Below are 22,255 nucleotides of genomic sequence, written 5' to 3'. Positions count from 1 at the left end.
CGCTACCAGCGCATCCGGTACGTCGCGGAGGGTCCTTCGCGGCCCTCGACCACGGTGGTGAGTCCCTTCACGCCGGTGGTCAACGTGCCGAAGTGGCACAGGGCCCCGATGAACTCCGGGTGGATGCCGCCTTCGTTCACCCGGAGCTGGTAGTCGGTGGCTGCCAGGCGCTTCACATCCACGTGCAGGTAGTTGTTGCCGGAGGCCATGTTGCGCGTGGTGCGCTCCAACGTGCGCGCGGGGCCCAGGAACTTCAGCACACCCTGGAGCGCGCGACCGATGCGGGTGGCGAAGTAGGCCGTGACGAAGCGCTGGCCCAAATGCCAGTGCGCCTGCGCGACAGAGTGGTGCGGGAAGAGCACCTGCGCTCCCAGGAGCAACATCTGGTGCCACTGGTCCCGGGGATAGGCGGGCGCCAGCTTCTCGTCCAGGTCCAGGCCCACGGCCTTCAACCTCGGCCGGAGCGGACCTTCCAGATGCCCATCCAGGGCCACCAGCAGGCCTTCGACGGTGTGGCCGAACACGACCTTCTCTGGAGTACGCACGATGGGAGGCTCCTTCTCCACGGCGCTGGGGATGCGTCCTTCATCGGTAAACGCGGACGGACCCGGGAACAACCCACCCATCCCTTCGTGCAGCGGGCTTTCCACCAGCGGACGGCGCAACTTCACGAAGCCCGTGGCCGCGGGGTTTCAGCTCCGGCACGGATGACGCGACGGAACGCTCACTTCCCGCACTCCCTCGCGCTCCAGGACCCCGCCGCCAGGTAGAGGCAAGCTCGCGCCCGGGCCTCCTGGACCTGGGGCGCATCCGGCCCCAGGTGGCGGTGCTCCCGCAGGAGCTTCGCGAGCAGCTCGCACGCGTCCCCGGACTTCATGGCGCAGGCCAGCTCCGAGCGTGCGAGGGCGGCTTCCAGGTCGCGGGGAGCGCCCGCGACCCTCTCCTCGCTGGAGCGCTTCGCCAGCTGCCAGCAGGCGTCGCTGCTGCCATCGGAGCACCCCTTCTCCGCCACCCGGAGCTCTTCCTCGAGGTTGCGCTCGACCGTGGCGAACCGGCTGCCTTCGTTGGCCTGACGGTACTTGAGGGCCAGGTCCGCGCAGGCATCCGGGTCGCCCGCGTCGCAGTCCGTCCGCAGGTGGCGCACCCGCAGGACGTCCTTCGGCATCGGCTGGCCCAGCGCTTCGCAGGCGTCCTTCATGCGCGCCTTGCAGGCCTGGGCCTGGATACCAGGGATGCTGCCTTGCGCGTCCGCCCTCAACGCCTCCGGCCCCGAGGCGGCGAGCTTCCGCGTCATGGCGAGGAACAGCACACAGCTGTTCGTGTCCTCATGTCCGAGGCATCCGTCGCGCCAGGCCTGAATGCCCTTCCCCAGGTTCGCGTACGGGCGGGGGGTGTTGGTCAGGGCCATGCCCAGCAGGTTGCACGCATCGCCGCCGTCGCGCGCTTCGCACCCCGTCTCCAGGAAGGCGAGTCCCACGAGTGGAGCCGGTCCAATCTTCAAAGCCTCATCACCGGAGGACAGCACGCTCCAGAGCCGCACGCAGGCGGCGGGCGCGCGTTTCAGGCATGCGTCCTCCAGCAACTTCATGCCCCGCTTCACATCCACCTGGAGCCCGGCGCTCCCCTCCAGCAGCACCGCCCCCAGCCGGGCGCACGCATCCCCTTCGCCCTTTCCGTCCTGGCACTCCTCCTTCCAGCGGTCGACGGACGCGCGCGGCGCGGGCTTCGCGTTCGCGGAGACCTTGCCCGCATCCAGTTGGAGCGACTGCAACACGGACTGCTTCGGCTTCTCCGGAGCGGTCTTCGCCGGGTCCAGTTGGAGCGACTGCAGCACGGACTGCTTCGGCCCTTCGGTCTTCGCGCCGTCCGCCGTGAGCCCCAGCATGCGCCGCACGTCGCCACAGGCCTCCGGCACCTCGTGGTCGCACGCGCGCTGGTAGTACATCGTCGCGCGGCCGGGGTTCACCGCCACGCCCGCGCCCTTCTCGTACGCGGTGCCCATCATGTGGCACGCCATGCCCAGGCCCACGCCGGTGCCCAGCTCACACATGGCGCGGACCCCATCCAGCTTCGCGCCCTCCTCCGGCGTGACGGCGGGCGTGGGCTCCGGCTTCGCCACCACCGCCGCGTTCGCGGACGTGCACGCCTCCTGCGCTCCCATGCCGCACGCCATGCGGAAGTAGCTGGACGCGAGCCGCGCATCCTTGCGTGTACGCACGCCCTGGTCGAACTCGCGCGCCACCGTGAGACAGGCGACCCCAAGGCTCCGGTTGCACGCCTGCACCAGCATCCCCATGCCCGCCGCCACGTCCTGCTCGACGCCGAAGCCGCCCATCAGCTTCAGCACGCCCAGGTTGTTGCACGACAGCCGGTCATCCCCGGCGCAGCCGCGCTCGTAGAGGCGCACCGCCTGCGCGAGGTCCTTCGCCACGGCCCGGCCCTCGCCGTACAGCAGCGCCAGGTGGCCGCAGCCCTCCGGCAGGTCCCGCTCACAGCCCCGTGCGTACAGGCGCGCCGCTTCCGCCTCGTCCTTCGCGACGCCCCGCCCCTCTTCCTTCAACACCCCCAGCGCCACGCACGCGCGCAGGTCGTCGCCGTTGCAGCCCAGCTCGTAGAGCGTCGCCGCGCGCGCCACGTCCTTCGTGACGCCGTCGCCCACGCGGAGGCGCTCGGCCTGTTCGAAGCACGCCTGCGCCAACCTCCCACCGCAGGTGCGCTGGTACAGCGTGGTGAGCTCCTGTTCGGACTCCGACTTCGTTTCGTCCGAGGAGCCATGGGCACAGGCCGCGAGAAGTGCGAGGACGGGCACGACCCGGCACGCGAAGAGGAGCTTCACTGAGGGCATGGGTGGATCTTTCCACTCCGTTCCCCTTTCCGTCGAGGACCCCTGCCGTCTCCCGAGCCCCGCCCCGCGTGGCTTCCTATGATGGGAGCACCATGCACGAGCCCCCTGTCCCCTGCGGATCTCCTCCAGCCGCATCGGAGGGTGCTCCCCCGGCGTGGGCGCTCATCCTGGGTGCCTCCTCCGGCTCGGGCGCTGCCATCGCGGAGGCCGTCGCGCGAAAGCCGGGGCTGAACGTCTTCGGCGTGCACCGGGGCCGTTACCCGGACACCGCGCGCGAGCTGGAGACACGCGTGCGCGACGCGGGCCGGGACGTGCACCTGCGGCAGGCGGATGCCTCCACGCCCGAAGCCGCCGAGGCCGGCGCGGACGAGCTGCTCCAGCGCACCGGCCCCCGCAGCGTGAAGCTGTTCGTGCACGCCATCGCCGGCGCGTCCGTGGGGCACTTCCTCTCCGAGGGCCCGGACCGGCTCCACCCGCGCCGCATCCAGCGCACGTTCGACTGCATGGCGCACTCGTTCGTGTACTGGACGCAGGCCCTCGTGCAACGCGATCTGCTGGCCCCGGACGCGCGCCTCCTGGGCCTTCAGAACCCGCTGGACGAAACGCACCTGGGCAACACCGGCCTCATCAGCGCCGCCAAGGCCTCGCTGGAGATGTACGTGCGCCACCTGGCCATGGAGCTGGGCCCCAAGGGCCACCGCGTCAACCTGCTCAAGTTCGGCACGGTGATGACGCCCGCGCTGCGCCACGTCTACTCGCCGGAGGCACTGGCCCGGCTGGAAGCGCGCCACGCGGCCATGAACCCCGCGGGGCGCATGGGCACACTGGACGAGGTGGCCCGCTTCGTCACCGTGCTCACGGGTGACGACGCCGCGTGGTTCAACGGCGCCACCATCGACTTCACGGGAGGCATGACGCTGAAGCTGCTGGACCTGGTGCTCAACCCGTAACGGCCGGAACGCGAAACGTGAGGCAGTAGTAGAACGGTGACACCTGTTCCTCGATGACGTCTTCGGCGTTCCGCGGCAGCAGCGCGCGGGGGCTCTTCGCGTCGCGCGTGTAGAACGTGAGGGCGCGGAAGGCCGCGCGCTGGAACAGCGACGGGCGGAAGGCCGCGTCCAGTTGCTCGTCCACCACCACCAGCGGAGTGCCGGGCCGAGCCACGCGCGCCATCTCCCGCAGCGCCACCGCGGGCTGGCGGTAGCTCCCAATCCCTCCGACGTGGAAGACGCGGTCGAACAGGCCGTCCTTGAACGGGAGCGCGTGCGCGTCCGCCACCATCAGCCGCGTGTCCTTCACGCCCCGGCCCTTGCGCAGCCGCTTCTCGCAATGCGCCAGCATGCCGGTGCTCAGGTCCAGGCCCCACACCTCCACGGGCAGGCCCGGCGGCAGCGCGCCCCGGATGCGCGGCAGGTTCGCGCCCGCGCCCACGCCCACCTCCAGCACGCGCACGGGCTGTCCGTCGTCGCGCGGCTTCAGCGCGCCCAACTCCAACCTGCGCATGTACCCGTCGCGCATCCGCGACTCGGAGACGGACTGGAACAGCGGCGTCAGCACCGCCGTCAGCGGGTCGTGCAGCGCGGGGAGCCCGTCGTAGACATGGCGCATCAGGCGGTCCGTGCCCTGCACGCGGTCCTCGCGGTACAGCCGGGCGAGCCCGTCCGCCACCTCCCACGTCTCGCCGCAGCTACCGCAGAGAAGACGTCCCTCGTCCAGCCGGTCGTCCTCGCTCTGCCCGTGCCACACCAGTTGGCCCCGGCAATCCAGGCATGCCAGCAACGCCACGTCCCGCAGCCACATCATCGCTTCGTCACCCTGCCGTCCCTTGTTCGGCCAGGGTCCGCGACAGGTCCTCGCGCGCCCCCAGCCGGGTGAAATCCTCCGCCGCGCGCCGCAGCAACTCCGCGCGCTCCGCGTCGTCCGCGGGCAGGTGCCGCGCCCACTCCAGCCGAGCGCGCGCCGCCTCGTAGGGCATGCCCCGCGCGTCCGACTCCGCGAGGCAGCGCTTCCACGCGCGGAAGGCCTTGCGGTGCTTGCCCGCGAGCCACGCCTCGCAGCCGCGCCACAGCCACGCGGCGGGTTCGCCGAAGGGGAACACCCGCGCGAAGCGCTCCACCTCCTGGAGCGCGGACCGCGCGCTGTGCGTGAGCGCCTGCAATCCGGGCCCTGGCGTCTCGCGCGCCAGGAGGGTGAGCAGCACCTCCGCCACCGCCGTCGCGCCGAAGTAGACGAAGTGCGCCACCGGCTTGCCCGCGGACAGCCGCACCAGCGCCTTCTCCGCCGCCGCGCGAGCACCCGCCGTGTCGCCCTCGCGCAGGCACAAGAGCGCCAGCGTGCCGTCCACGATGATGCGGTCGGTGGCGCCGCCGTGCGCCTCCGTCCACGCGAGCGCCGGCTCCAGCGCCACGCGGGCCCGAGCGTGTTCGCCCAGCCGCAGCAGCATGTGCGCACGGTAATGCTGGGCCCAGTGCTGCGTCTGCGCCGAGCCCCGGCGCACCGCGGACGCCTCCAGCCAGTCCATCAGCGGCAGGCCCCGCGCGAACTGGCCGCGGTACATGGCGGACACGGTGAGCAGCGCGCGGCACTCCTCCGCCAGCCGCAGGTCCCCCACCGAGTCCACGATGGCCGTCGCTCGCGAAAGCCACGTCTCCACGTCCTGCCAGCGCGCCTGGTACACCGCGCACACCGCGTTGCGGTTGAGCACGTAGGCCAGGTCCGCCGGGCGGCCCACGCTTTCGGCCACCTCCTGCGCCCGCTTCACCCACGCGTCCGCCACGCGGTGCACCGGCACCGTGCCCGCCACCACCGCCATCACCGTGTAGCCGCGCGCCAGCTCCGGCGTGGGCCCCGCGGGCTCGCACAGGTTGAGCATGCGCAGGCCGCTCCAGAGCACCGGCAGCGCTTCCTGCGCGTAGATGAACGCGTCGGTGAGCCGCATCAGCAGCCGGCCCGCCACCCGCCGCGACTCCCGGCGCCGCCTGGAATCATCCACGTACGCATCCGGCCGGGCACTCTGCGCCAGCCGAGACAGCGCCTGCGTCAGCGTGCCCAGCACCCACGCCACGCGCGACGAAGGCACACGCCAGCCGAAGTGCGCGAGCGCTGACTCCGCGTGCACGCGGAAGGCCTCCAGGTCTCCCAGTTGGAAGCGCGCCTCCGCCAGCAGCGCCTCCACGCGGCCCTGCTCCAGCGGCGTGGCCTGGGGCGCGACCGCCAGCGCCCGCGAGAGCAGCGGCACCGCTTCCCGGCACGCACCCACCGCCAGCGCCTCCTCGCCCGCGATCCGCGCGTGGTGCGATTCGCGGGCCGCGTCCCCGGCCTGCCCCCAGTGGTACGACAGCGCGGCGGCGTGGCCCGTGGGGTGGGCCGACTCCAGCGCCAGGGCCGCGCGCCGGTGGAGCGCGGGGCGGAGCGTCGGGGACAGGTCCTCCAGCAACCTTTCGCGCAGCTTGTCGTGAGCGAAGCGCCAGCGGCCGTCGGCCACGTCCAGCACCGCCGCCGCCGCGCAGTCGGTGAGCCACGCCTCCACGTCCACGCCGGGCGCGGCCCGCTCCAGCACCGCCAGGTCCAGCTCCCGGCCCAGCAGCGCCGCCACGTCCAGCAGCTCCCGCGCCGCCCGAGGCACCTTCTCCAGCCGGCGCTGCACCAGCGCGCGCATGCCACCCGCCCACACGCGCTGGGGCAGCGCGACGGCGCCCAGCCGGTCCAGGCCCCCCGCGTCCTCCGCGAGCGCGCGCACCACCTCCACCAGCAGGAACGGATTGCCCTCCGACTCGCGGCGCAACAGCGACACCACGTCGGGCCGGCGGCCGACGGCGCCCAGCATGGACTCGCCCAGCTGGGCGATCTCCTCCGCGTTCAGCCGTTGCAGCCGCAGCACGCGAGTGCCGGGCAGGTGCTCCGGCAACTGCGGGGACTCGTCGTCGCGGAAGCTCACGAGCAACAGCAGCGGCAGCCCCGGCGACCTCGCCGCGAGCTGAGCGAGGAGCTGGAGCGATTCGGCGTGCGCCTGATGCAGGTCCTCCAGGATGACCACGGTGGGCTGCGACAGGCGGGCGAAGAGGTCCTCCACCGTCTGGTGCAGGCGCAGCTGCGCCATGTCCGCGTCCAGCTCCGGCGCGGCGGGCACCTCGCGGCCCAGCAGCGCGTCCAGGTCCGGCACCAGCGACCGGAGCACGCGCGCCTCACGGTCGGAGAGCTCCGTGAGCATGGGCAGCCAGCGCAGCACCGCGCGCCACTCCTGGTAGGGCACGCCGCCGGTGTCCACCGCCTGGCCGCGCAGCACCATCGCGCCGCGCACCAGCGCCAGCGAGCGCACCTCCTCCAGGAGGCGCGACTTGCCCACGCCGCTCTCGCCGCCGATGAGCCACGCGCCGCCCTGGCCCGCCATCGCCGCGTCGAGCACGTCCGTCAGGTGTTCGCGCTCCGCCACGCGGCCCACGAAGCGCGCGGACTGGAGGAAGCTCTCGCGCGTGGCGGCGGACTCGGCGGGCCGGGGCTGGCCCACGGCGTCGCTCAGCGCGGTGATGACGGCCTCCGCGTCGCGCGGCCGGCGGTGGGCTTCGGGCGCCACCAGCTGCTCCAGCAGGGCCTTGAGCGCGGGCGGGAAGCCCGGCGTGGCGAACACCTGGCCCGCGTGGGGCAGCCGGCCGAAGAACATCTGGCACGCCATGGCGCCGAAGCCGAAGAGGTCGGTCAGCTCGGAAGGGGGCTGGTCCTCGAAGAGCTCCGGGGCCAGGTAGCCGGGGGTACCCGCGGGCTGCGCGCGGCGGCCCTGCTGGTCGCGCCCCACGGCCAGGCCGAAGTCCAGCACCTTCACCTGGCCGCGCACCACCAGCACGTTCCCGGGCTTCAGGTCGCGGTGGATGATGCCGCGCCGGTGCAGGTACGCGAGCGCCTGGAGCGTCTGGATGAGCAGCCCCACCTGCGTCGCGAGGGGCGCGTCCGTGCCGGCCTCCACCAGCGTGCGCGCGTCCTCCAGCAGGTCCATGGCCAGGTAGGGGCGGCCCTCGGCGTCGAAGCCGTAGTCCAGCACGCGGATGACGTGCGGGTGGCGCAGCGACACCAGCGTCTGGAACTCATGGGCCAGCGACAGCGCCATGCCCTGCGTGGCGAAGGCGGAAGGGGTGCCCCGGCCGGGCCGCCGCGCCAGGTCCGCCACCGTCTTGTGCAGCCGCTTGAGGGCCACCGGCCCGGACAGGCCGTCCTGCGCGCGCCACACGGTGCCCGCGCCGCCGCGCCCCAGCAGGTCGAGGATGCGGTACCGGCGCCCCACGACTTCCGGATCCATGCCCGGAGACGTGTCGATGTCCGGGGCATCCGCCCGGGGGGAGGTCTGACAGGAGGGGGGGTGAGACATGAGGGGGAGCCGCCCTACGTACGGATGAGGATATCCCCCCTTCTCGTGCGGGAGGGGGATTGAATGCGTCCGGGGCAGCCGAAGCAGTAGGCGCTTCGGACCCTGGGGAGCAGCCCGGCGGGCAGGGCCCGGCAGGGCTCCTTCCCTCCGGAGAGTGGAAACACCATTTCTTGATGCAGGGAGGACACCGGATGGCGGGCTACGACTTCGACTTGTTCACAGTGGGCGCGGGGTCGGGCGGCGTGGCGGCCAGCCGGCGAGCGGGGGCCTCCGGGGCGAAGGTGGCCATCTGCGAGGAGGGGCGCGTGGGCGGCACGTGCGTGCTGCGCGGGTGCGTGCCCAAGAAGCTGCTCGTGTACGCGGCGCACTACCGCTACGACATGGAGGACGCGGCCGGCTACGGCTGGACGGTGAACAGCCCCGCGCTGGACTGGAAGAAGCTCCAGACAGTGAAGGCGAAGGAGCTGGACCGGCTGACGGGCATCTACGGGCGGCTGCTGCGCGACGCGGGCGTGACGCTGGTGGAGGGCCGGGGCCGGGTGGTGGACGCGCACACGGTGGAGGTCGCGGGCAAGCGCTACACGGCGGAGCGCATCCTGGTGGCCACGGGCGGGCGGCCCTACCTGCCGGAGGTGACGGGCATCGAGCACGCGCTCACGTCCGAGCAGGCGCTGGAGTTGCCCACGCTGCCGCGCCGGGTGGCGGTGGTGGGAGGCGGCTACATCGGAGTGGAGTTCGCGGGCATCTTCGCGGCGCTGGGCGCGAAGGTGACGATGCTGATTCGCGGCGACACGGTGCTGCGAGGCTTCGACAACGACATCCGAGCGGCGCTGACGCAGGAGATGCGCAAGAAGGGCGTGGACATCCGCCCGGAGACGTTCGTCCAGGACATCGAGAAGCGCGAGGACGGCACGCTCAGCCTGCTGACGCGCATGGGAGACACGCTGGAGGTGGACGCGGTGCTGTACTCCACCGGCCGAGTGCCCAACACGAAGGGCCTGGGCCTGGAGGAGGCGGGTGTGAAGCTGAATGAGCGCGGCGCGGTGGTGGTGGACGCGCAGTCACGCTCATCGGTGGAGAGCATCTACGCGGTGGGGGACGTGACGGACCGGCTCAACCTCACGCCAGTGGCCATCGCGGAGGGCCGAGCGATGGTGGAGACGCTGTACCGGAACAACCCGGTGACGATGGACCACGAGAACGTCCCGTCCGCGGTCTTCAGCCAGCCGCCCGTGGGCACGGTGGGGCTCACGGAGCGCGAGGCGATGGAGCGCCACGGCAAGGTGGACGTCTACGTCTCCAGCTTCCGGCCCATGAAGCACACGCTGACGGGCCGGGATGAGCGGTCGATGATGAAGGTGGTGGTGGAGCGAGGCACGGAGCGCGTGCTGGGCTTCCACATGGTGGGAGCGGATGCGCCGGAGATCATCCAGGGGCTCGCGGTGGCGCTGAAGTGCGGCGTGACGAAGAAGCAGCTCGATGCCACGGTGGGCATCCACCCCACTGCGGCGGAGGAGTTCGTCACGCTGCGCGACAAGCGCCCGGATCCGTCCGAGAGCGCCACGCTGCTGGAGCTGGGGCGAGAGGTGGTGGCCACGCCTCCGGGGGACACTCGTAAGTAGTCACGCCTCTTCGTCGGGGAGGAGCATGCGGAGCAGCTCGTCGTCAGGGCCCAGGGGACGCCAGCCGGGAGGCGGAGGGTTGGCGAGAAGCGCGTCACCGGCCCGCCTCATGCTCTCCTTGTGGGTTTCTGGGGTGAAGCCGGCCCACAAGCCAAGTGCCTTGGCGACCTTGAAACGATTGGCGTCATCCAGCACGGCAGGCCAGCCGTCGGGCAGGCTCCTCCAAAGTTCGCGCACGAGTTGCCCGCGCACCAAGCGCGTAACCCGATGACTGCGCTCTGCTTCGGCTGCCAGTCCGCTGAAGACCTGCGCTCCGGCGATGTCGTCAGGCCCCAACTCCCTGGCCAGCGCAACCAATGAGGCTGTAGGACGTGCCTCGGCAAAGGCAGTGAGAGAATCGTAACCGCGCTCGCGGACCCGCTCGTACAAGCGGACTCGCCAATTGCCCTGCCATGGGCGTCCATCGGTCATCGGTCAGCTCTCCAAACACTTCGCTCACCAGCTTGAAAGTTCGCGGCTCCCGCTCAGGCTTCCTTGTCAGGCATGAGTGTCCGGAGAAGTTCATCGTCAGGGCCTAGAGGGCGCCAGCCCGCTGGGGGTGGGTTGGCGCGAAGCGCGGCCATGAGCTGATCGGCACGCTCCAGGTGGGTCTCTGGAATGTGCCCGTACCAGCAGCCGAGTGCCTGGGCGACCTGGAAGCGGTTTTCGTCGTCCATCGTGGTCGGCCAACCGTCAGGAAGTCCTTCAGACAATTCGCGCACGAGCACATCACGAGCAAAGCGTGTGACTTGCTTGCGACGCTTCGCTTCGTCGAGCAGCTCTCTCAACACCTGGATCCCGGCGATGTCATCCTTCCCGAGCTCCTCGGCGAGGAGGTACAGCGGGACGGCAGGTCGCGCCTCGGCAAAGGCCGTCAATGAGCTGAAACCACGCGCGCGGACCCTCTCGAACAGCCGAGCCTTCCAATTGCCCTCCCAAGAACGGTCCCCGCTCATCTCCTTCTCCCAGGAACGAAGTTCATCGGGATCTTATGATTTCTCATGTTTCTTGCGACGATCTGCAGGATCTCATTTCGCGTCAACATCCGCCCTGTCTCGCTCTCAGCCTTGTTGAGTGCCAGCATGATCATTCGGTTCCATTCGCCGGGCCACTCGCGGCCCATTCCCCAGTTACCGCCGCCATGAATCGCCTCGTGGTGGGCCTGCTCCATCCGGACACAGAATTTGTCGATGTCCATGTCGCCCTTGAATCCGCGCCGCTCGAACCATTCACGGTGCTCTTGAGGCAGCACATGATGCTTCGGGGCATCGGACATGCCCGCCCCTGCCCTGCCGGTTTCGTGCATGCCGCGCACCTCAGGACTGTCCCCCAACGCATCGCGCACGCCCTTGGGCAGGTCCCGAGGCGCCTGCGCCATCAGCACCTGTCCGCCATGGATGAGGACGGCGGAGCTGACAGCAGGAACGGAGATGACGCCCGCCCTTACGAGCCTCCGCATCATCTCCACCCACTCGGCGGAGACCACCAGCCGCGAGCCCGTCATCACTCCGCCCGAGCTCATCACGAAGCCCACGCCCAGCGACGCAGGCGCTGAGGGAGGCAGCCGCGGCAGCGACACCTTCAGCGTGGAAATCATGGCGACCATCTCCACCGCCCGCACCGCCGCGAGGACCTGCCCACCGAGCTTCATGCTCGCGCGGGCCCCCCGATGAATCGCATCGAATTCACGGGTCAGCTTCCCCATCAACTCGGGCATCGCAACCGCCGCCGTCTCCACTCGCTCCGGGTCCTCGGAGGCGAGGTCCGCCAGCACAGGCTCCATCAGCTCCTGCACGCGATGCAGGTCGACGAAGAGCTTCTCCACACTGCACGTCGGACAATTCTGGAGCACGGCATCCGCGAGGTGGAGGAAGTCCACCCAGGTGGCCAACAGAAGCGTCCCGAACATGGCCGCCTGGAGCTTCGGCCCTGTCATGCGCAGGAGGCCCTGCTCCATGTTCGAGTCATCCACGTCCGAAGCCACGCGTGTCAGCGCGTTGGCGCTCCCAAGCGCACCCTTCATCCACTTCACCTGACTGGAGCCATGGTCGAGGTAGCGGGTGAAGACACCGTTGAGGCTCCATCCCACGAGGGGCGGTGGACGGTCCGCCAGCTTGGAGAGCGCGGCTTCAACGCCGCCCAGGGAGCCCTTCACGTCGGCAATGCCCGCGAGGACTGCATCACGCGTCAGTGCATCGCTGTCACGTACGCCCTGACGGCGCAGCGACCGTTGCTCCGGTCCAGAGAAGACGGACGTTCCACTCGGCGCGTAGCTCAAGTTCCGCGGACGCGGCGAGGAGGCACATCCCGTAGCCAGCAGCACTACGACCAGCATCAGCAACATCATTCTCATACGCGCCTCCCAGGAATGCCCTAGCGAGGGCAGCAAAGGATACGCGTCTGACGCTCAGCCCTGGTCGGCCCACTTCGGAAGACCACAGCGCAGGCACTTCCGTGTGAAGGAGTTCCTGTAGTTCCCGTCGAGAAAGAACCGCTCTCGACAGCGGGGACATCGGAAAGCCCCCGCTCGAATCGATGCAGTAATGGTGAACAGCATCGACCCCAGCACGAAGGCAAACAGGATTCGCCTTCCTCCTGGAAGCCCCTGCAGGGCCCATCCCACGACAGGGACGAGCGGAAAGAGCAGGAACCCCACGAGCACCAGACGGTCGCGCCGCCGCAGGTCCTTCCACTGTTCCCGGTAACTGGAGGCCATGGCAGCCCCTTTAGTCCGTCTCGCCCAACTCGAAAGCCGATGTGCCCGTGTGGTGCTTGCGCTTCGTGAGCTGGTGCTCATCACGGAGCTGGTTCTCGTAGAAGGGCAGGTGCTCCGCCGTGCGGACCTTGCGCAGCGCGCGGATGGTCTCGTGCTCCGTGGTGTTGCTGTAGCCGTGCTTCGCGTGCACGTTCGTGTACGGCTGGGGCTGCAACACCATCCGCGTGGGGTAGCGGTTCTGCAGGATGTGGATGAGCTCGTGCCCGTACACGATGAACGCCGGCGCGGGGATGGGGTGCTGGTCGCGGGAGTAGTTGCGCTGCGTGCTGTCACGCAGTCCCGAGCGCAGGCTGAGCTGTGAGCCGCGTCCCCCGCTGGGGCGCTTGCCCGCGAGCCCCGGCGCGGGTTCGCTCAGCAGGTAATCCTCGCCGTGGCCGTCCTCGTCGTACCAGCCGATCTCCACCTCCATCGCGCCCATGCGCGGGCTTAGCGCGTCACGTGCCTCGGCCAGCTCGGCGTAGGGCCTGGACGTCGACGCCAGGCGGCTGCGCAGTTCGCCCCACGGCTCATTGCCTCGCCGCGAGGATTCCTCGATGCGGGACAGCTCCTGGGTCATCCCTTCGTATTCGGCCTCCAGGCGCTTGAGCTCATCGGAGGTCGCCTGCAGCCGCTGCTTGTTGACCACCACCTTCTGCCGGAAGTTGGCGGAGGGCGTGAAGGCCTGGGTCAACACCAGCGTCACCTGCCACTCCGGATCCGCCTCCGTGTCCCTGAGAATCCACCGCATCAACTCCCGGCCATGCGGCCGCGACAGCAGCCGGGCGTGGATGGCGCGCACCTCGCGGTTGCCGCGCGCGTATTGCGCACCGGTGGGCAGCTTCACCGCGCCCGTGCCGTTGCGCAGCGCATTCCAGTCCGCGTCCAGCTGATTCAACGCGGCGGTCCCCAGCGTCCCGCGGTCCGGTGTGTAGAGCTTCAGGTTGTTCACGTGGACGTAGTCCACCATCTCGATGTGCGCTTCCTGGATCTCCACCAGGAACTGCATCAACAGCAGCCGCGACGCCGTGGAATGCTCGAGCCGCTCCTGCTCCACGTCGCAGAGCCGGTACAGCAGATGCTCCGCCGTATCGAGCGCCTTCAGCTTCGCGTCCACCCACGTCTGCTTGCCCGTCAAGAAGTACGAGGCCTTGCCCCAGCCACTCCAGTCCGCATGGAACGCATCGAGCGCGGCGCAGAACGGCCGGATGAAATCATCCAGTCGCGACACGAGGGGCAGCAGGTGACGGGGATCCATCCCCAGATCCGACTTGAAGTCCGCCGACGTGCTCAACGCCATGTCCGCTCCCGGTGTCTCGACGGAGCGGAACGGTAGCACGCGGTTTCCTACTCACAGGCTCGGGCCCGGGAGAGCAGGTACTCACGTTGCGGCGGCGTCCGTGCCAGCGCCGCTGCCTGACGGAAGCAATCCGCCGCCCTGCTCCGAGCCCCTACCTGTTCCAGCAGCATGCCCTCCACGGCGAAGCGGTACGGATACCGCCGCAGCACGGCCTCCGAGCGCAACGGCCCCAACGCCTCCAGCGCCTCGGCCGGCCCGCGCACGCGCGACAGCGCCACCACGCGTCCCAGCGCGACGATGGGCGACGGCTTGAGAGCCAGTAGCGCGTCGTACAACCGCAGCAACCGAGCGCTGTCCTCGGGCCCCGGTGTGGACGTCTTCGCATGCACGAAGGCGATCTCCGCCTCCAGGTGCAGCGGCGTCAGTACCGTCCCCATGGAAGCGCGCAGGTGCCAGAGCCCTCGAGACATCAAGAGGGGCGAAGACTCCGTCCCGGTTCGCGCCTCCTGCGGCACGAACGCGCCCCGCGCATCCACGCGGCCCGGAAGCCCCGCGGTGCGGAAGCAGAACAGCGCCGCCAGTGCATGGCCCTCCGGCGTCGCGGTCCCCGCGTGCGACAGCAACACCTCCGCCAGGCGCAGCGCCTCCAAGCACAGCTCCGCGCGAGACAGGTCATGGCCCTCGGAGGCTTCGTAGCCCTCGTTGAAGAGCAGGTAGAGCGCGGCGTGCACCGCGCCCAGCCGCTCCGGTAGCGCCTCGGGAGAAGGCACCTCCAGCGTGGCTCGACAGGCGCGCAGTGTCCGCTTCGCGCGCACCAGGCGCTGCGCCACGGTGGGCTCGTCCGCGAGCAACGCGGCGGCGACCTCGCGCACGGAGAAGCCACACGCCACCTTCAGCGTGAGGGTCACCTGCATCTCGCGGGAGAGCGCCGGATGACAGCACGCGAAGAGCAACCGCAGCGCATCATCCGGAAGCTCCGCCGCGAAGCGCGTGGGCTCCTCCGTCGGCGTGGCCTCCTCCACGGATTCCGAGTCCTCCGGCACCTCCGGCGCGCGCTGCCGCAAGAGGTCCGTCAGCCGGTTCAGCGCCACGCGCAGCAGCCACGCGCGAGGCTGCTCCGGGATGCCGTGGAAGCCCCACGTCCGCGCCGCCTGGAGCATGGCGAACTGCACCGAGTCCTCCGCCAGGTCCAACCGCCCCAGCCCCACGCGCCGGGCCAGGGCCGCGACGAGCCCCGCGGACCACTCGCGGAACGCCAGCTCCAGCGCCTGCGTCACGGAGGACACGCCGTCAGACCTCTTCGATGGCGCGAAGCTCGACCTCACCGCCGTAGCGCAGGTGCGGACACGTCCGGGCCAGGGCCACGGCGGCGTCATACGAATCCGCGGACAGGATGAAGAGGCCGCCCACCACGTCCTTCACCTCCGCGTACGGCCCGTCCGACACGAGCAACTGTCCGCCCTGCTGCTTCAGGCGCCGGCCGCCCTCGTCGCGCAGCTTCTCGCCCTGGAGCAGGCGGCCCTCCTGGAGCAGCCCGTCACTCCACCGGGCGTACTCCTCCACGATGGCCTGCAGCTCGGCGGGGGACATGGCGGCGAAGTGGGCGGGGTTCTCGTGCAGCAACATCAGGTAGCGGGCCATGGGACGGACCTTTCGGGAGACAGTGGGGGGTTTCGCCGAAAAAGACGGCCCACGTCGCCGGAGATCGACATGCCTACCTCACCACCCTGTGCGCACACCCACACCGTGGACAGAGAACACTCGTCTCGTGCTCACGGGTGACACGTCACCCGGGGGTGCCTACCCCTGAAGGTCAGGAGGCGCGGGCAACGGACGTGGACAAGGGCGGGCGATGGTTGGTGGGAATGATGGGGGCGTTGCTGCTCGCGGGATGTCCGTCCGCGTGCAACACGAAGGAGTCGTCACGTCCATTCCAGCTCACGGGGCAGGTGGGATCGCGTGGGGCGGGCTTCGCATCGGCGCTGTACCAGACGACGGGCGTGCGGATGGAACCGCGCAACCGCATCCGGTGGGCGAACAACGGCGCCGTATTCGACGTGATGGTGGAAGAAATCGGCCGGGCCCGCGCCTCCATTCACATCGTGATGTTCATCTGGCGGCCGGGCCGTGCGTCCGACCGCATGATTGAAGCGCTGGCCGAGCGTGCCCGAGCGGGCGTGCACTGCCGCGTGCTGGTGGATCCGCTGGGCAGCGGACCCTTCGAGACGGAGGTGAAGCCCCGGCTGGAAGCAGCCGGCTGCGAAGCCCACCTGTTCCGCCCGCTGCCAGCGGACGAGAACCTGGCGCGCAACCACCGGAAGATTCTCGTGGTGGACGGCAGGGTGGCCGTCACCGGCGGGCTCGCCATCCAGGACGAGTGGCTGGGCGACGCGCGCAATGAAAAGGAATGGCGCGACACCAACGTGCGCGTCCAGGGCCCGGTGGTGGCGCAGCTCCAGCAGGCGTTCGCGGAGAACTGGCAGGAGTCGACGGGCGAGCTCTTGCCGCAGACGGACTTCCCCACGCTGTCGGTGGAGCAGCCCGGACTGGACGCCGCGGGCGAAGGTTGGGCGGCCTTCGTCAGCAGCACGGCGAACCCGGAGGTGACGCGCGCGGAGCGGCTGACGCAGCTGATGGTGAAGGCGGCGAAGAAGCGGCTGTGGATTTCGCAGGCGTACTTCACGCCCAACGACGCGCTGACGGCATTGCTGGTGGAGAAGGCACGCGCGGGCGTGGACGTGCGGGTGCTGGCGCCGGGGGACAAGAATGATCAGCGGGCCATCACGCTGCTCCAGCGCCAGAGCTACGACACGCTGCGGGCAGCGGGCGTGCGGCTCTGGGAGTACCAGCCGTCGATGATGCACGCGAAGACGATGCTGGTGGATGACCGGCTCATCCTGGTGGGGTCCATCAACTACGACGCGCTGTCGTTCAATCTGCTGGAAGAAGGTTCACTCGTACTGGAGGACGTGGAGGCGGCACGTCAGCTGGAAGCCATCTTCCTGGACGACCTGACGAAGGCGCGGGAGGTCCAGGCCGAGCGCGCCGGACGCTGAGAGGCCGGCTGTCCGCTTTCACGCGTGCCCCCTGGAAACAGTGGGCAAGGGGCGGGCCGTGTGCTCAAGAAGTGCACCAGGGCCGTGCAGACAGGCCCGGGAGGCATCGCCATGAGCAGCGCAGCTCCTCGTCATCTCTTCGTCGCGGGCGCCACGGGCGCGACGGGCCGCACGCTGATGCGGCAGGCCCTGGCCCAGGGCGTCTCCGTGACGCCGCACGTGCGCCCCAAGAGCGCGAACACGGAGCCCGCGAACACCTGGCCGAAGAAGGCGGTGCTGGAGCTGGCGGACGGGCCCGCGCTGGCGGAGGCGATGAAGGGCAGCACGACGGTGCTCCAGCTCATCGGCACGATGCGCAAGCGCTTCGCGGCGGGGGACACCTACGAGACGAGCGACATCGGCACCACGCGGCAGTTGGTGGACGCGGCGAAGGCGGCGGGGGTGGACCACTTCGTGCTGCTCACGTCGGTGGGAGCGGGAAGCCCGGTGGGCGCGTACCTCAAGGCCAAGGCGGAAGCGGAGCGCATCGTCCGTGAGAGCGGCATCCCCTACACCATGGTGCGGCCCCCCGCGCTGGAGGGCGAATACCACGCACCGCCCGGCATCCTGCACACGCTGGGCAAGCTGCCGCTGCTGCATCACTTGAAGCCCATGCACCTGGACCAACTGGCCGCCGTGCTCCTGCGCATCTCGGAGCGACGGGCACCGCTCGACACGGCGCTTGAGGGCAAGCGCCTGTGGGCGGAGGTCGAAGCGGTAGGCCGGTAGTTGTCAGACCCTCCAGGTAGGAAGGTTCCTCCGCGACGGAGGAGGAACCATGGAAGCCGTTACCGTTGAAGAGGTCTTTGAACAGGCATTGAAGTTGCCCCCTTTGGAACGTGCCTGGCTTGCGTACAAGCTGCTGCTCAGCCTGGATGAAAACACAAGCGGCAGTGACGCCTCGCAGGAAGCCTTCGATGACTCCATGAGCATTGAAGACGTGCAGCGAAAAATCGCGGAGCACTTGAGACGTACGCGAGAGCAGCTTTAGGCCCGCGCCTACTCCTTCACAGCGCCAGCCGTGAGTCCGGACACGATGCGCCGCTGGAACAGCACCGTGAGCACCACCAGCGGCAACGTGGCCACCACCGACGCGGCGGCGATCTCTCCCCACGGTTCCTTGTACTCACTCGCGAAGAGGCTGATGGCCACCGGCACCGTGCGCTTCTCCGGCGTGGACAGGAACGTCAGCGCGTAGAGGAACTCGTTCCACGCGAAGATGAAGACCAGGATGGCCGTCGTCGCCAGACCCGGCGCCGCCAGGGGCAACAGCACCCTTCGGAACGCCCCCACCGGCGTGCACCCGTCCACCCGCGCCGCCCGGTACAGCTCGTCCGGTAGCTGGCGGAAGAACGACGTCAGCACCCACAGCGTCAGCGGCAGCGCGAACGTCGTGTACGGCAACGCCAGCCCCACCAGGCTGTCCCTCAGCCCCACCGCGTTGAGGATGAGGTACAGCGGGCTCACCGTCGCGATGGGCGGGAACATCGACACGCCCAGCGCCGCGGACAGCAGCAGTCCCCTCCCCCGGAACTCCAGCTTCGCCAGCGCGAACGCCGCGGACGCGCCCACCGTGAGGCAGAACACCGTCGTCAGCGTCGCCACCACCAGCGAGTTCAACACCGCCCACAGGAACGGCCGCCCGAACAACACACTCTCGTAGTTCGCCCCCGTCAGGTGCGACGGCCACGGCCGGGTCAACTCCCCGTCCGGCCACAGGCTCGTGAGCACCTGCCACAGGAACGGCCCCAGGAAGAACGTGAGGAACGCCACCACGGCCAGCGCCGTGCCCAACCCTGGCCGCTTCATCGCCGCCCCTCCTCGCGCCCCAGCCAGCGCAGCCACACCACCGCCAGCAGCACCACGCACAGGAACGTCGCCACCGACAGCGTGCTGCCGTACCCGAAGTCCCCGGAGCGCATCAGCGTCTTGTACGCGTAGATGCTCAGCGTCTCCGTCGTGTTCGCCGGTCCGCCCTCCGTCAGCACGTAGATGGCGTCGAACACACGGAACGCGTCCAGCGACCGGAACAGCACCGCCAACAGCAGCGCGGGCTTCAGCAAGGGCATCGTGATGGACCGGAACTGCCGCCACCCTGACGCCCCGTCCACGCGCGCCGCCTTGTAGAGGTCCTCCGGAATGCCCTGCAGCCCCGCCAGCACCAGCAGCGCCACGAAGGGCGTCGTCTTCCACACGTCCACCAGGATGGCCGCGTGCAACGCATACCCCGGCGCCCCCAGCCAGTTGATCTCCGCCCCACCCAGCAGCCGGTTGATGAGCCCGTAGTCCGGGTTGAACATCCACGCCCACAGCCGAGCGCTCACCACCGTGGGAATCGCCCACGGCACCAGCACCGATGCACGCAACAAGCCCCGCCCCGGGAACGCGCGGTTGAGCAGCAGCGCCAACGGCACCGCGAGCAGCAGCTCCACCGTCACCGCCACCGCCGTGAAGTACGCCGTGTTCCCCAGCGCGGACCAGAAGCGAACGTCCCCCATCAGGTAGGCGTAGTTCTCCAACCCAGTGAAGCGCCGCTCGCCGAACACCAGGATGAACCGGTGCAGGCTCAGCCATATCGCCGCCAGCACCGGGTACAGCGCCACCACGGCCAGCACCACCACCGCGGGCGCCACCAGCAGGTACGCCTGCCGCCGCTCCCGAGCCTGCGAACCCGCGCCCCTCATTCCTCCTCCGGAGGCTGCTCACCGGTCAGGTGATCCACCTGCTTCTGCGCCCGCGTGAGCGCCACCTCCGGAGTCCGCAGGCCCGCCACGGCCGCGGAGAACTCGCTCTGCAGCACGTCCGCGATGAGCAGGTAGTACGGCGTCACCGGCCGGGGGCGAGCCCGCACCAGCGCCTCCTTCAGGCTCGCGATGAACGGCTCCGCCGCACGCAGCTCCGGGTCGTCATACAGGGCCATCCGCGGCGGGTTGCGCGCGTAGTGCAGCGCCAGCACGCGGTTCGCCTCCGGCGACGTCAGGTGAGCGATGAGCCGGGCCGCGGCCTTGCGCCGCGCGGGCGAAACATGCGCGTTCACCGCGAGCTGCCACCCGCCCAGCGTCCCCCACCCCGGCTGTCCATCCTTCGTCGGCAGCGGCGCGATGCCCACCTTGCCCCGGATGGGAGAGCCCTCCGCCTGCGCCTCGCTCCACGCATAGGGCCAGTTGCGCATGAACACCGCGCGGCCCTCCTGGAACACGCGCCGCGACTCCTCCTCGCCAAAGCCCGTGACCGTGGGAGGAGACAACCCGTCCGCGATGAGCCCATGCAGGTACGCCAGCGCCTCGCGAGCGGCCTCCGTCTCCAGGAGCACGCGCCCGTCCTCGCCCAGGGATTGCCCGCCGTGGCCCCAGATGGCCTCGTACACGTTGCAGGTCAGGCCCTCGTACTGCCGGCCCTGCCACACGTAGCCCTGGATGCCGGGCGTCTTCGCCATCGCGTCGCGAGTGAAGCGCCGCAGCTCCTCGTAGGTGCGCGGCGCGCGAGGCACCAGGTCCGAGCGGTAGTAGAGGACGCCCACGTCCACGTACCAGGGCACCGCGTACGTGCGCCCGTTCATCACGACTGCGTCCACCGGCCCGGGCAGGAACTCCTGGCGCAGGCGCTCGGGGGGGAAGTCCTCGGACAGGTCCGCCACCCAGCCCGCGCGAGCGAACTCCGGCACCCAGACGACGTCCGCCACCAGCACGTCGAAGTCCGTGGCCTTGCCCTGCAACGACGTGAGGAAGAACTGGTGCGCCAGGTCCGACGAGTTCGGCAGCGCCTCCGTCACCAACTCCACGTCCGGATTGGCGCGCTCGTACTGCGCCAGCAGCTCACGGAACGGCTTCGGGTCACCCCACAGCGGCTGGAACTTGAAGACGATGCGAGTGCGGCCCCCCGTGCCCGCCTCCTCGGACGAGCGCCGGCAGCCTCCAACAGTGAGGCCCAGCGCGACGAGGAGGACAAGGAGGCGGCCCATGCGCCCGGATGACTCCAGCGCGAAGGCCCACCGTCAACGACAAGCCCCGCGCCCGGTCATCCAGGTGACACGGGCACCAAGGCCCCAAGCCCTGGAGCGAACAACCGCCGGGCCGTGGCCCCCACCGCGCGGCACGCGAGCGCATCCACCGCGCCGCCCACCAGCCCACCGGCCAGCGGCACCACCTTCGACAGGTTCACGACGCCCTTCTGCGACGCCTTGCTCACCAGCCGGAAGCCCACCGCGCGGTTGATGCTGCTCAGCGCATGCATCGGCACGGCCTCCAGCGCGCGCATGCCCAGCTGCTGGCTCACTTCGATACCGGCCTGCTTCACCACTTCCTTGCCAATGTCCCCCACGATGGCCAGCAGCGTGAGGGTCCGCACGCGGTCCTCCTCCACGTCATGCCCGTGGATGCGAGCAATGGCACCCACCAGCCGCGCCTGCACCATCCACGACACGCCCAGGCCCGCGGGCAGCGACACCGGCAGGGTGAGCAGGCCGCCCAGTCCGGCCAGGAAGCCCGTGGTGAACAGCTTCCCCGTCTCCCAGTGGATGAGCGAATTGATGCGCGCCTCGTGGTCCGCGTAGCGCGTGTCCCGCAGGTACTCGTCCGCCAGCCCCGTCGCGCTACACAGCGGCCCCAGACCATCGAAGCCCGCGTTCAGCACGGCGTTCACGACTTCCAGCGGCTTCGACATGCGTCCATCCTCCACGATGAGGCCAGCCCCGCATCCTAACCGGCGGCGGACCCCTGCTGGAGCGGCCCCTCCTTGTCCGTCCTCCAGGCAGGCACGCGAACCCCATACGCGGCGTCCCACGCGAGCCTGCCGGCCCGTCGAGGTCCGAGCCATCCCACGCACGGGGTATGGCCAAACCCACGCAATGGGTTGAAGCATGAATTCTTGCCACGCGGCCGGCCTGAGACAGCATCCGCCGCCAATCCCAGACACCCCGAAGGAGCCCTGGATGTACGAGTATCACGTGGATGCCTTTGTCCCGCCCGCCCCCGGCTGCAACTCCACGGACCCGGGCTGGAACCCCAAGCGCTGCGGCGACTTCGCGAAGTTCCTCAACAACTACGCCGCGCAGGGCTGGAAGCTGCACTCCAGCGAATACCGCGCCGTCACCGCGACCAAGGGCTGTGGCACCGCGACGGGCTCCTGGCTGGTGTGCGTCTTCGAGCGGACGAAGCAGGAATGAGCCCGGGCCCTCCGCCCTGGGAAGGCAACCCCTACTCCGCCCTCGCCCTCTTCCCCGAGGAGGCCCGCGAGCTCCAGGC

General features: G+C 69.9%; 20 protein-coding genes. 6 read left to right on the top strand and 14 right to left on the bottom strand.

The window, feature by feature from the left end; genetic code table 11:
* Nucleotides 1-2: 2 nt before the first annotated feature.
* Entirely contained in the window at nucleotides 3-545 is a 543-nt protein-coding gene (locus tag D7Y15_RS14270) for a DUF2378 family protein (RefSeq protein ID WP_233604956.1), read from the bottom strand.
* A gap of 179 nt (nucleotides 546-724) precedes the next feature.
* Nucleotides 725-2,845, bottom strand: coding sequence for an SEL1-like repeat protein (locus tag D7Y15_RS14265; protein ID WP_126932898.1), 2,121 nt, complete (start codon nucleotides 2,843-2,845; stop codon nucleotides 725-727).
* Between the two features lie 92 nt (nucleotides 2,846-2,937).
* Between D7Y15_RS14265 and D7Y15_RS14260 the strand changes: the two genes are divergently transcribed.
* The gene (locus D7Y15_RS14260; RefSeq protein ID WP_233604955.1) at nucleotides 2,938-3,795 is read left to right on the top strand and encodes an SDR family NAD(P)-dependent oxidoreductase; all 858 of its coding nucleotides are present in this window, start codon (nucleotides 2,938-2,940) and stop codon (nucleotides 3,793-3,795) included.
* On the opposite strand, the gene D7Y15_RS14255 is transcribed toward D7Y15_RS14260, so the two are convergent.
* Both D7Y15_RS14255 and D7Y15_RS14250 read right to left on the bottom strand, forming a co-directional pair.
* Complete coding sequence (locus D7Y15_RS14255) at nucleotides 3,785-4,648, bottom strand: class I SAM-dependent methyltransferase (RefSeq protein WP_172813237.1); 864 nt, start codon at nucleotides 4,646-4,648, stop codon at nucleotides 3,785-3,787. The genes D7Y15_RS14260 and D7Y15_RS14255 overlap by 11 nt on opposite strands.
* 7 nt (nucleotides 4,649-4,655) lie before the next feature.
* Entirely contained in the window at nucleotides 4,656-8,204 is a 3,549-nt protein-coding gene (locus tag D7Y15_RS14250; RefSeq protein ID WP_121752923.1) for a serine/threonine-protein kinase, read from the bottom strand.
* Nucleotides 8,205-8,395: 191 nt separating this feature from the next.
* On the opposite strand from D7Y15_RS14250, the gene gor reads away from it, so the two are divergent.
* Nucleotides 8,396-9,826: a glutathione-disulfide reductase gene (gene gor / locus D7Y15_RS14245; protein ID WP_121752922.1), complete on the top strand. Its 1,431-nt coding sequence runs from the start codon at nucleotides 8,396-8,398 to the stop codon at nucleotides 9,824-9,826.
* Here gor and D7Y15_RS14240 read toward each other — a convergent pair whose 3' ends face one another.
* From D7Y15_RS14240 to D7Y15_RS14215, 6 genes are all read right to left on the bottom strand, one after another.
* Nucleotides 9,827-10,297, bottom strand: a complete 471-nt coding sequence (locus tag D7Y15_RS14240) for an NUDIX hydrolase (protein ID WP_120574652.1) — start codon at nucleotides 10,295-10,297, stop codon at nucleotides 9,827-9,829.
* A gap of 53 nt (nucleotides 10,298-10,350) precedes the next feature.
* A complete protein-coding gene (locus D7Y15_RS14235; protein WP_121752921.1) occupies nucleotides 10,351-10,821 on the bottom strand; it encodes an NUDIX hydrolase in 471 nt (156 codons plus the stop codon).
* Complete coding sequence (locus D7Y15_RS14230; RefSeq protein ID WP_121752920.1) at nucleotides 10,818-12,218, bottom strand: DUF2380 domain-containing protein; 1,401 nt, start codon at nucleotides 12,216-12,218, stop codon at nucleotides 10,818-10,820. Before D7Y15_RS14230 ends, D7Y15_RS14235 begins: the two co-directional genes overlap by 4 nt.
* Nucleotides 12,219-12,591: 373 nt before the next feature.
* Nucleotides 12,592-13,917 (bottom strand): hypothetical protein, encoded by a 1,326-nt coding sequence (locus tag D7Y15_RS14225; RefSeq protein ID WP_121752919.1) that lies wholly within the window; start codon nucleotides 13,915-13,917, stop codon nucleotides 12,592-12,594.
* Nucleotides 13,918-13,964: 47 nt separating this feature from the next.
* The gene (locus D7Y15_RS14220) at nucleotides 13,965-15,203 is read right to left on the bottom strand and encodes an RNA polymerase sigma factor (RefSeq protein WP_158629050.1); all 1,239 of its coding nucleotides are present in this window, start codon (nucleotides 15,201-15,203) and stop codon (nucleotides 13,965-13,967) included.
* A 4-nt stretch (nucleotides 15,204-15,207) separates the two neighbouring features.
* The gene (locus tag D7Y15_RS14215) at nucleotides 15,208-15,558 is read right to left on the bottom strand and encodes a YciI family protein (protein WP_120574657.1); all 351 of its coding nucleotides are present in this window, start codon (nucleotides 15,556-15,558) and stop codon (nucleotides 15,208-15,210) included.
* A 194-nt stretch (nucleotides 15,559-15,752) separates the two neighbouring features.
* Between D7Y15_RS14215 and D7Y15_RS14210 the strand changes: the two genes are divergently transcribed.
* The 3 genes from D7Y15_RS14210 (at nucleotide 15,753) to D7Y15_RS14200 (ending at nucleotide 18,003) form a co-directional block, all read left to right on the top strand.
* Nucleotides 15,753-16,973 carry a phosphatidylserine/phosphatidylglycerophosphate/cardiolipin synthase family protein gene (locus tag D7Y15_RS14210; protein WP_233604954.1) on the top strand — a complete coding sequence of 407 codons (1,221 nt, stop codon included), beginning with the start codon at nucleotides 15,753-15,755 and terminating at the stop codon, nucleotides 16,971-16,973.
* Between the two features lie 111 nt (nucleotides 16,974-17,084).
* Nucleotides 17,085-17,741: an NAD(P)-binding oxidoreductase gene (locus tag D7Y15_RS14205; protein ID WP_120574659.1), complete on the top strand. Its 657-nt coding sequence runs from the start codon at nucleotides 17,085-17,087 to the stop codon at nucleotides 17,739-17,741.
* A gap of 49 nt (nucleotides 17,742-17,790) precedes the next feature.
* A complete protein-coding gene (locus D7Y15_RS14200) occupies nucleotides 17,791-18,003 on the top strand; it encodes a hypothetical protein (RefSeq protein WP_120574660.1) in 213 nt (70 codons plus the stop codon).
* Between the two features lie 8 nt (nucleotides 18,004-18,011).
* Here D7Y15_RS14200 and D7Y15_RS14195 read toward each other — a convergent pair whose 3' ends face one another.
* From D7Y15_RS14195 to D7Y15_RS14180, 4 genes are read right to left on the bottom strand one after another with little or no spacing between them, the layout of a single operon-like run.
* Nucleotides 18,012-18,821: a carbohydrate ABC transporter permease gene (locus tag D7Y15_RS14195; protein WP_014392992.1), complete on the bottom strand. Its 810-nt coding sequence runs from the start codon at nucleotides 18,819-18,821 to the stop codon at nucleotides 18,012-18,014.
* Nucleotides 18,818-19,696 carry a carbohydrate ABC transporter permease gene (locus tag D7Y15_RS14190; protein WP_120574661.1) on the bottom strand — a complete coding sequence of 293 codons (879 nt, stop codon included), beginning with the start codon at nucleotides 19,694-19,696 and terminating at the stop codon, nucleotides 18,818-18,820. Before D7Y15_RS14190 ends, D7Y15_RS14195 begins: the two co-directional genes overlap by 4 nt.
* Nucleotides 19,693-20,973, bottom strand: a complete 1,281-nt coding sequence (locus D7Y15_RS14185; RefSeq protein ID WP_121752917.1) for an ABC transporter substrate-binding protein — start codon at nucleotides 20,971-20,973, stop codon at nucleotides 19,693-19,695. The genes D7Y15_RS14190 and D7Y15_RS14185 overlap by 4 nt, the downstream gene beginning before the upstream one ends.
* 56 nt (nucleotides 20,974-21,029) lie before the next feature.
* Nucleotides 21,030-21,674 carry an EcsC family protein gene (locus D7Y15_RS14180; RefSeq protein WP_121776939.1) on the bottom strand — a complete coding sequence of 215 codons (645 nt, stop codon included), beginning with the start codon at nucleotides 21,672-21,674 and terminating at the stop codon, nucleotides 21,030-21,032.
* A gap of 268 nt (nucleotides 21,675-21,942) precedes the next feature.
* Here D7Y15_RS14180 and D7Y15_RS14175 point away from each other — a divergent pair, with 268 nt between their 5' ends.
* On the top strand, nucleotides 21,943-22,176 hold the full coding sequence (locus D7Y15_RS14175; protein ID WP_158619458.1) for a DUF4177 domain-containing protein: 234 nt from the start codon (nucleotides 21,943-21,945) through the stop codon (nucleotides 22,174-22,176).
* Nucleotides 22,177-22,255: the final 79 nt, after the last annotated feature.

Source organism: Corallococcus sp. AB030 (genome assembly GCF_003668965.1).
Taxonomy (GTDB): domain Bacteria; phylum Myxococcota; class Myxococcia; order Myxococcales; family Myxococcaceae; genus Corallococcus; species Corallococcus exiguus.
This window is presented reverse-complemented; position numbering and strand designations above follow the sequence as displayed.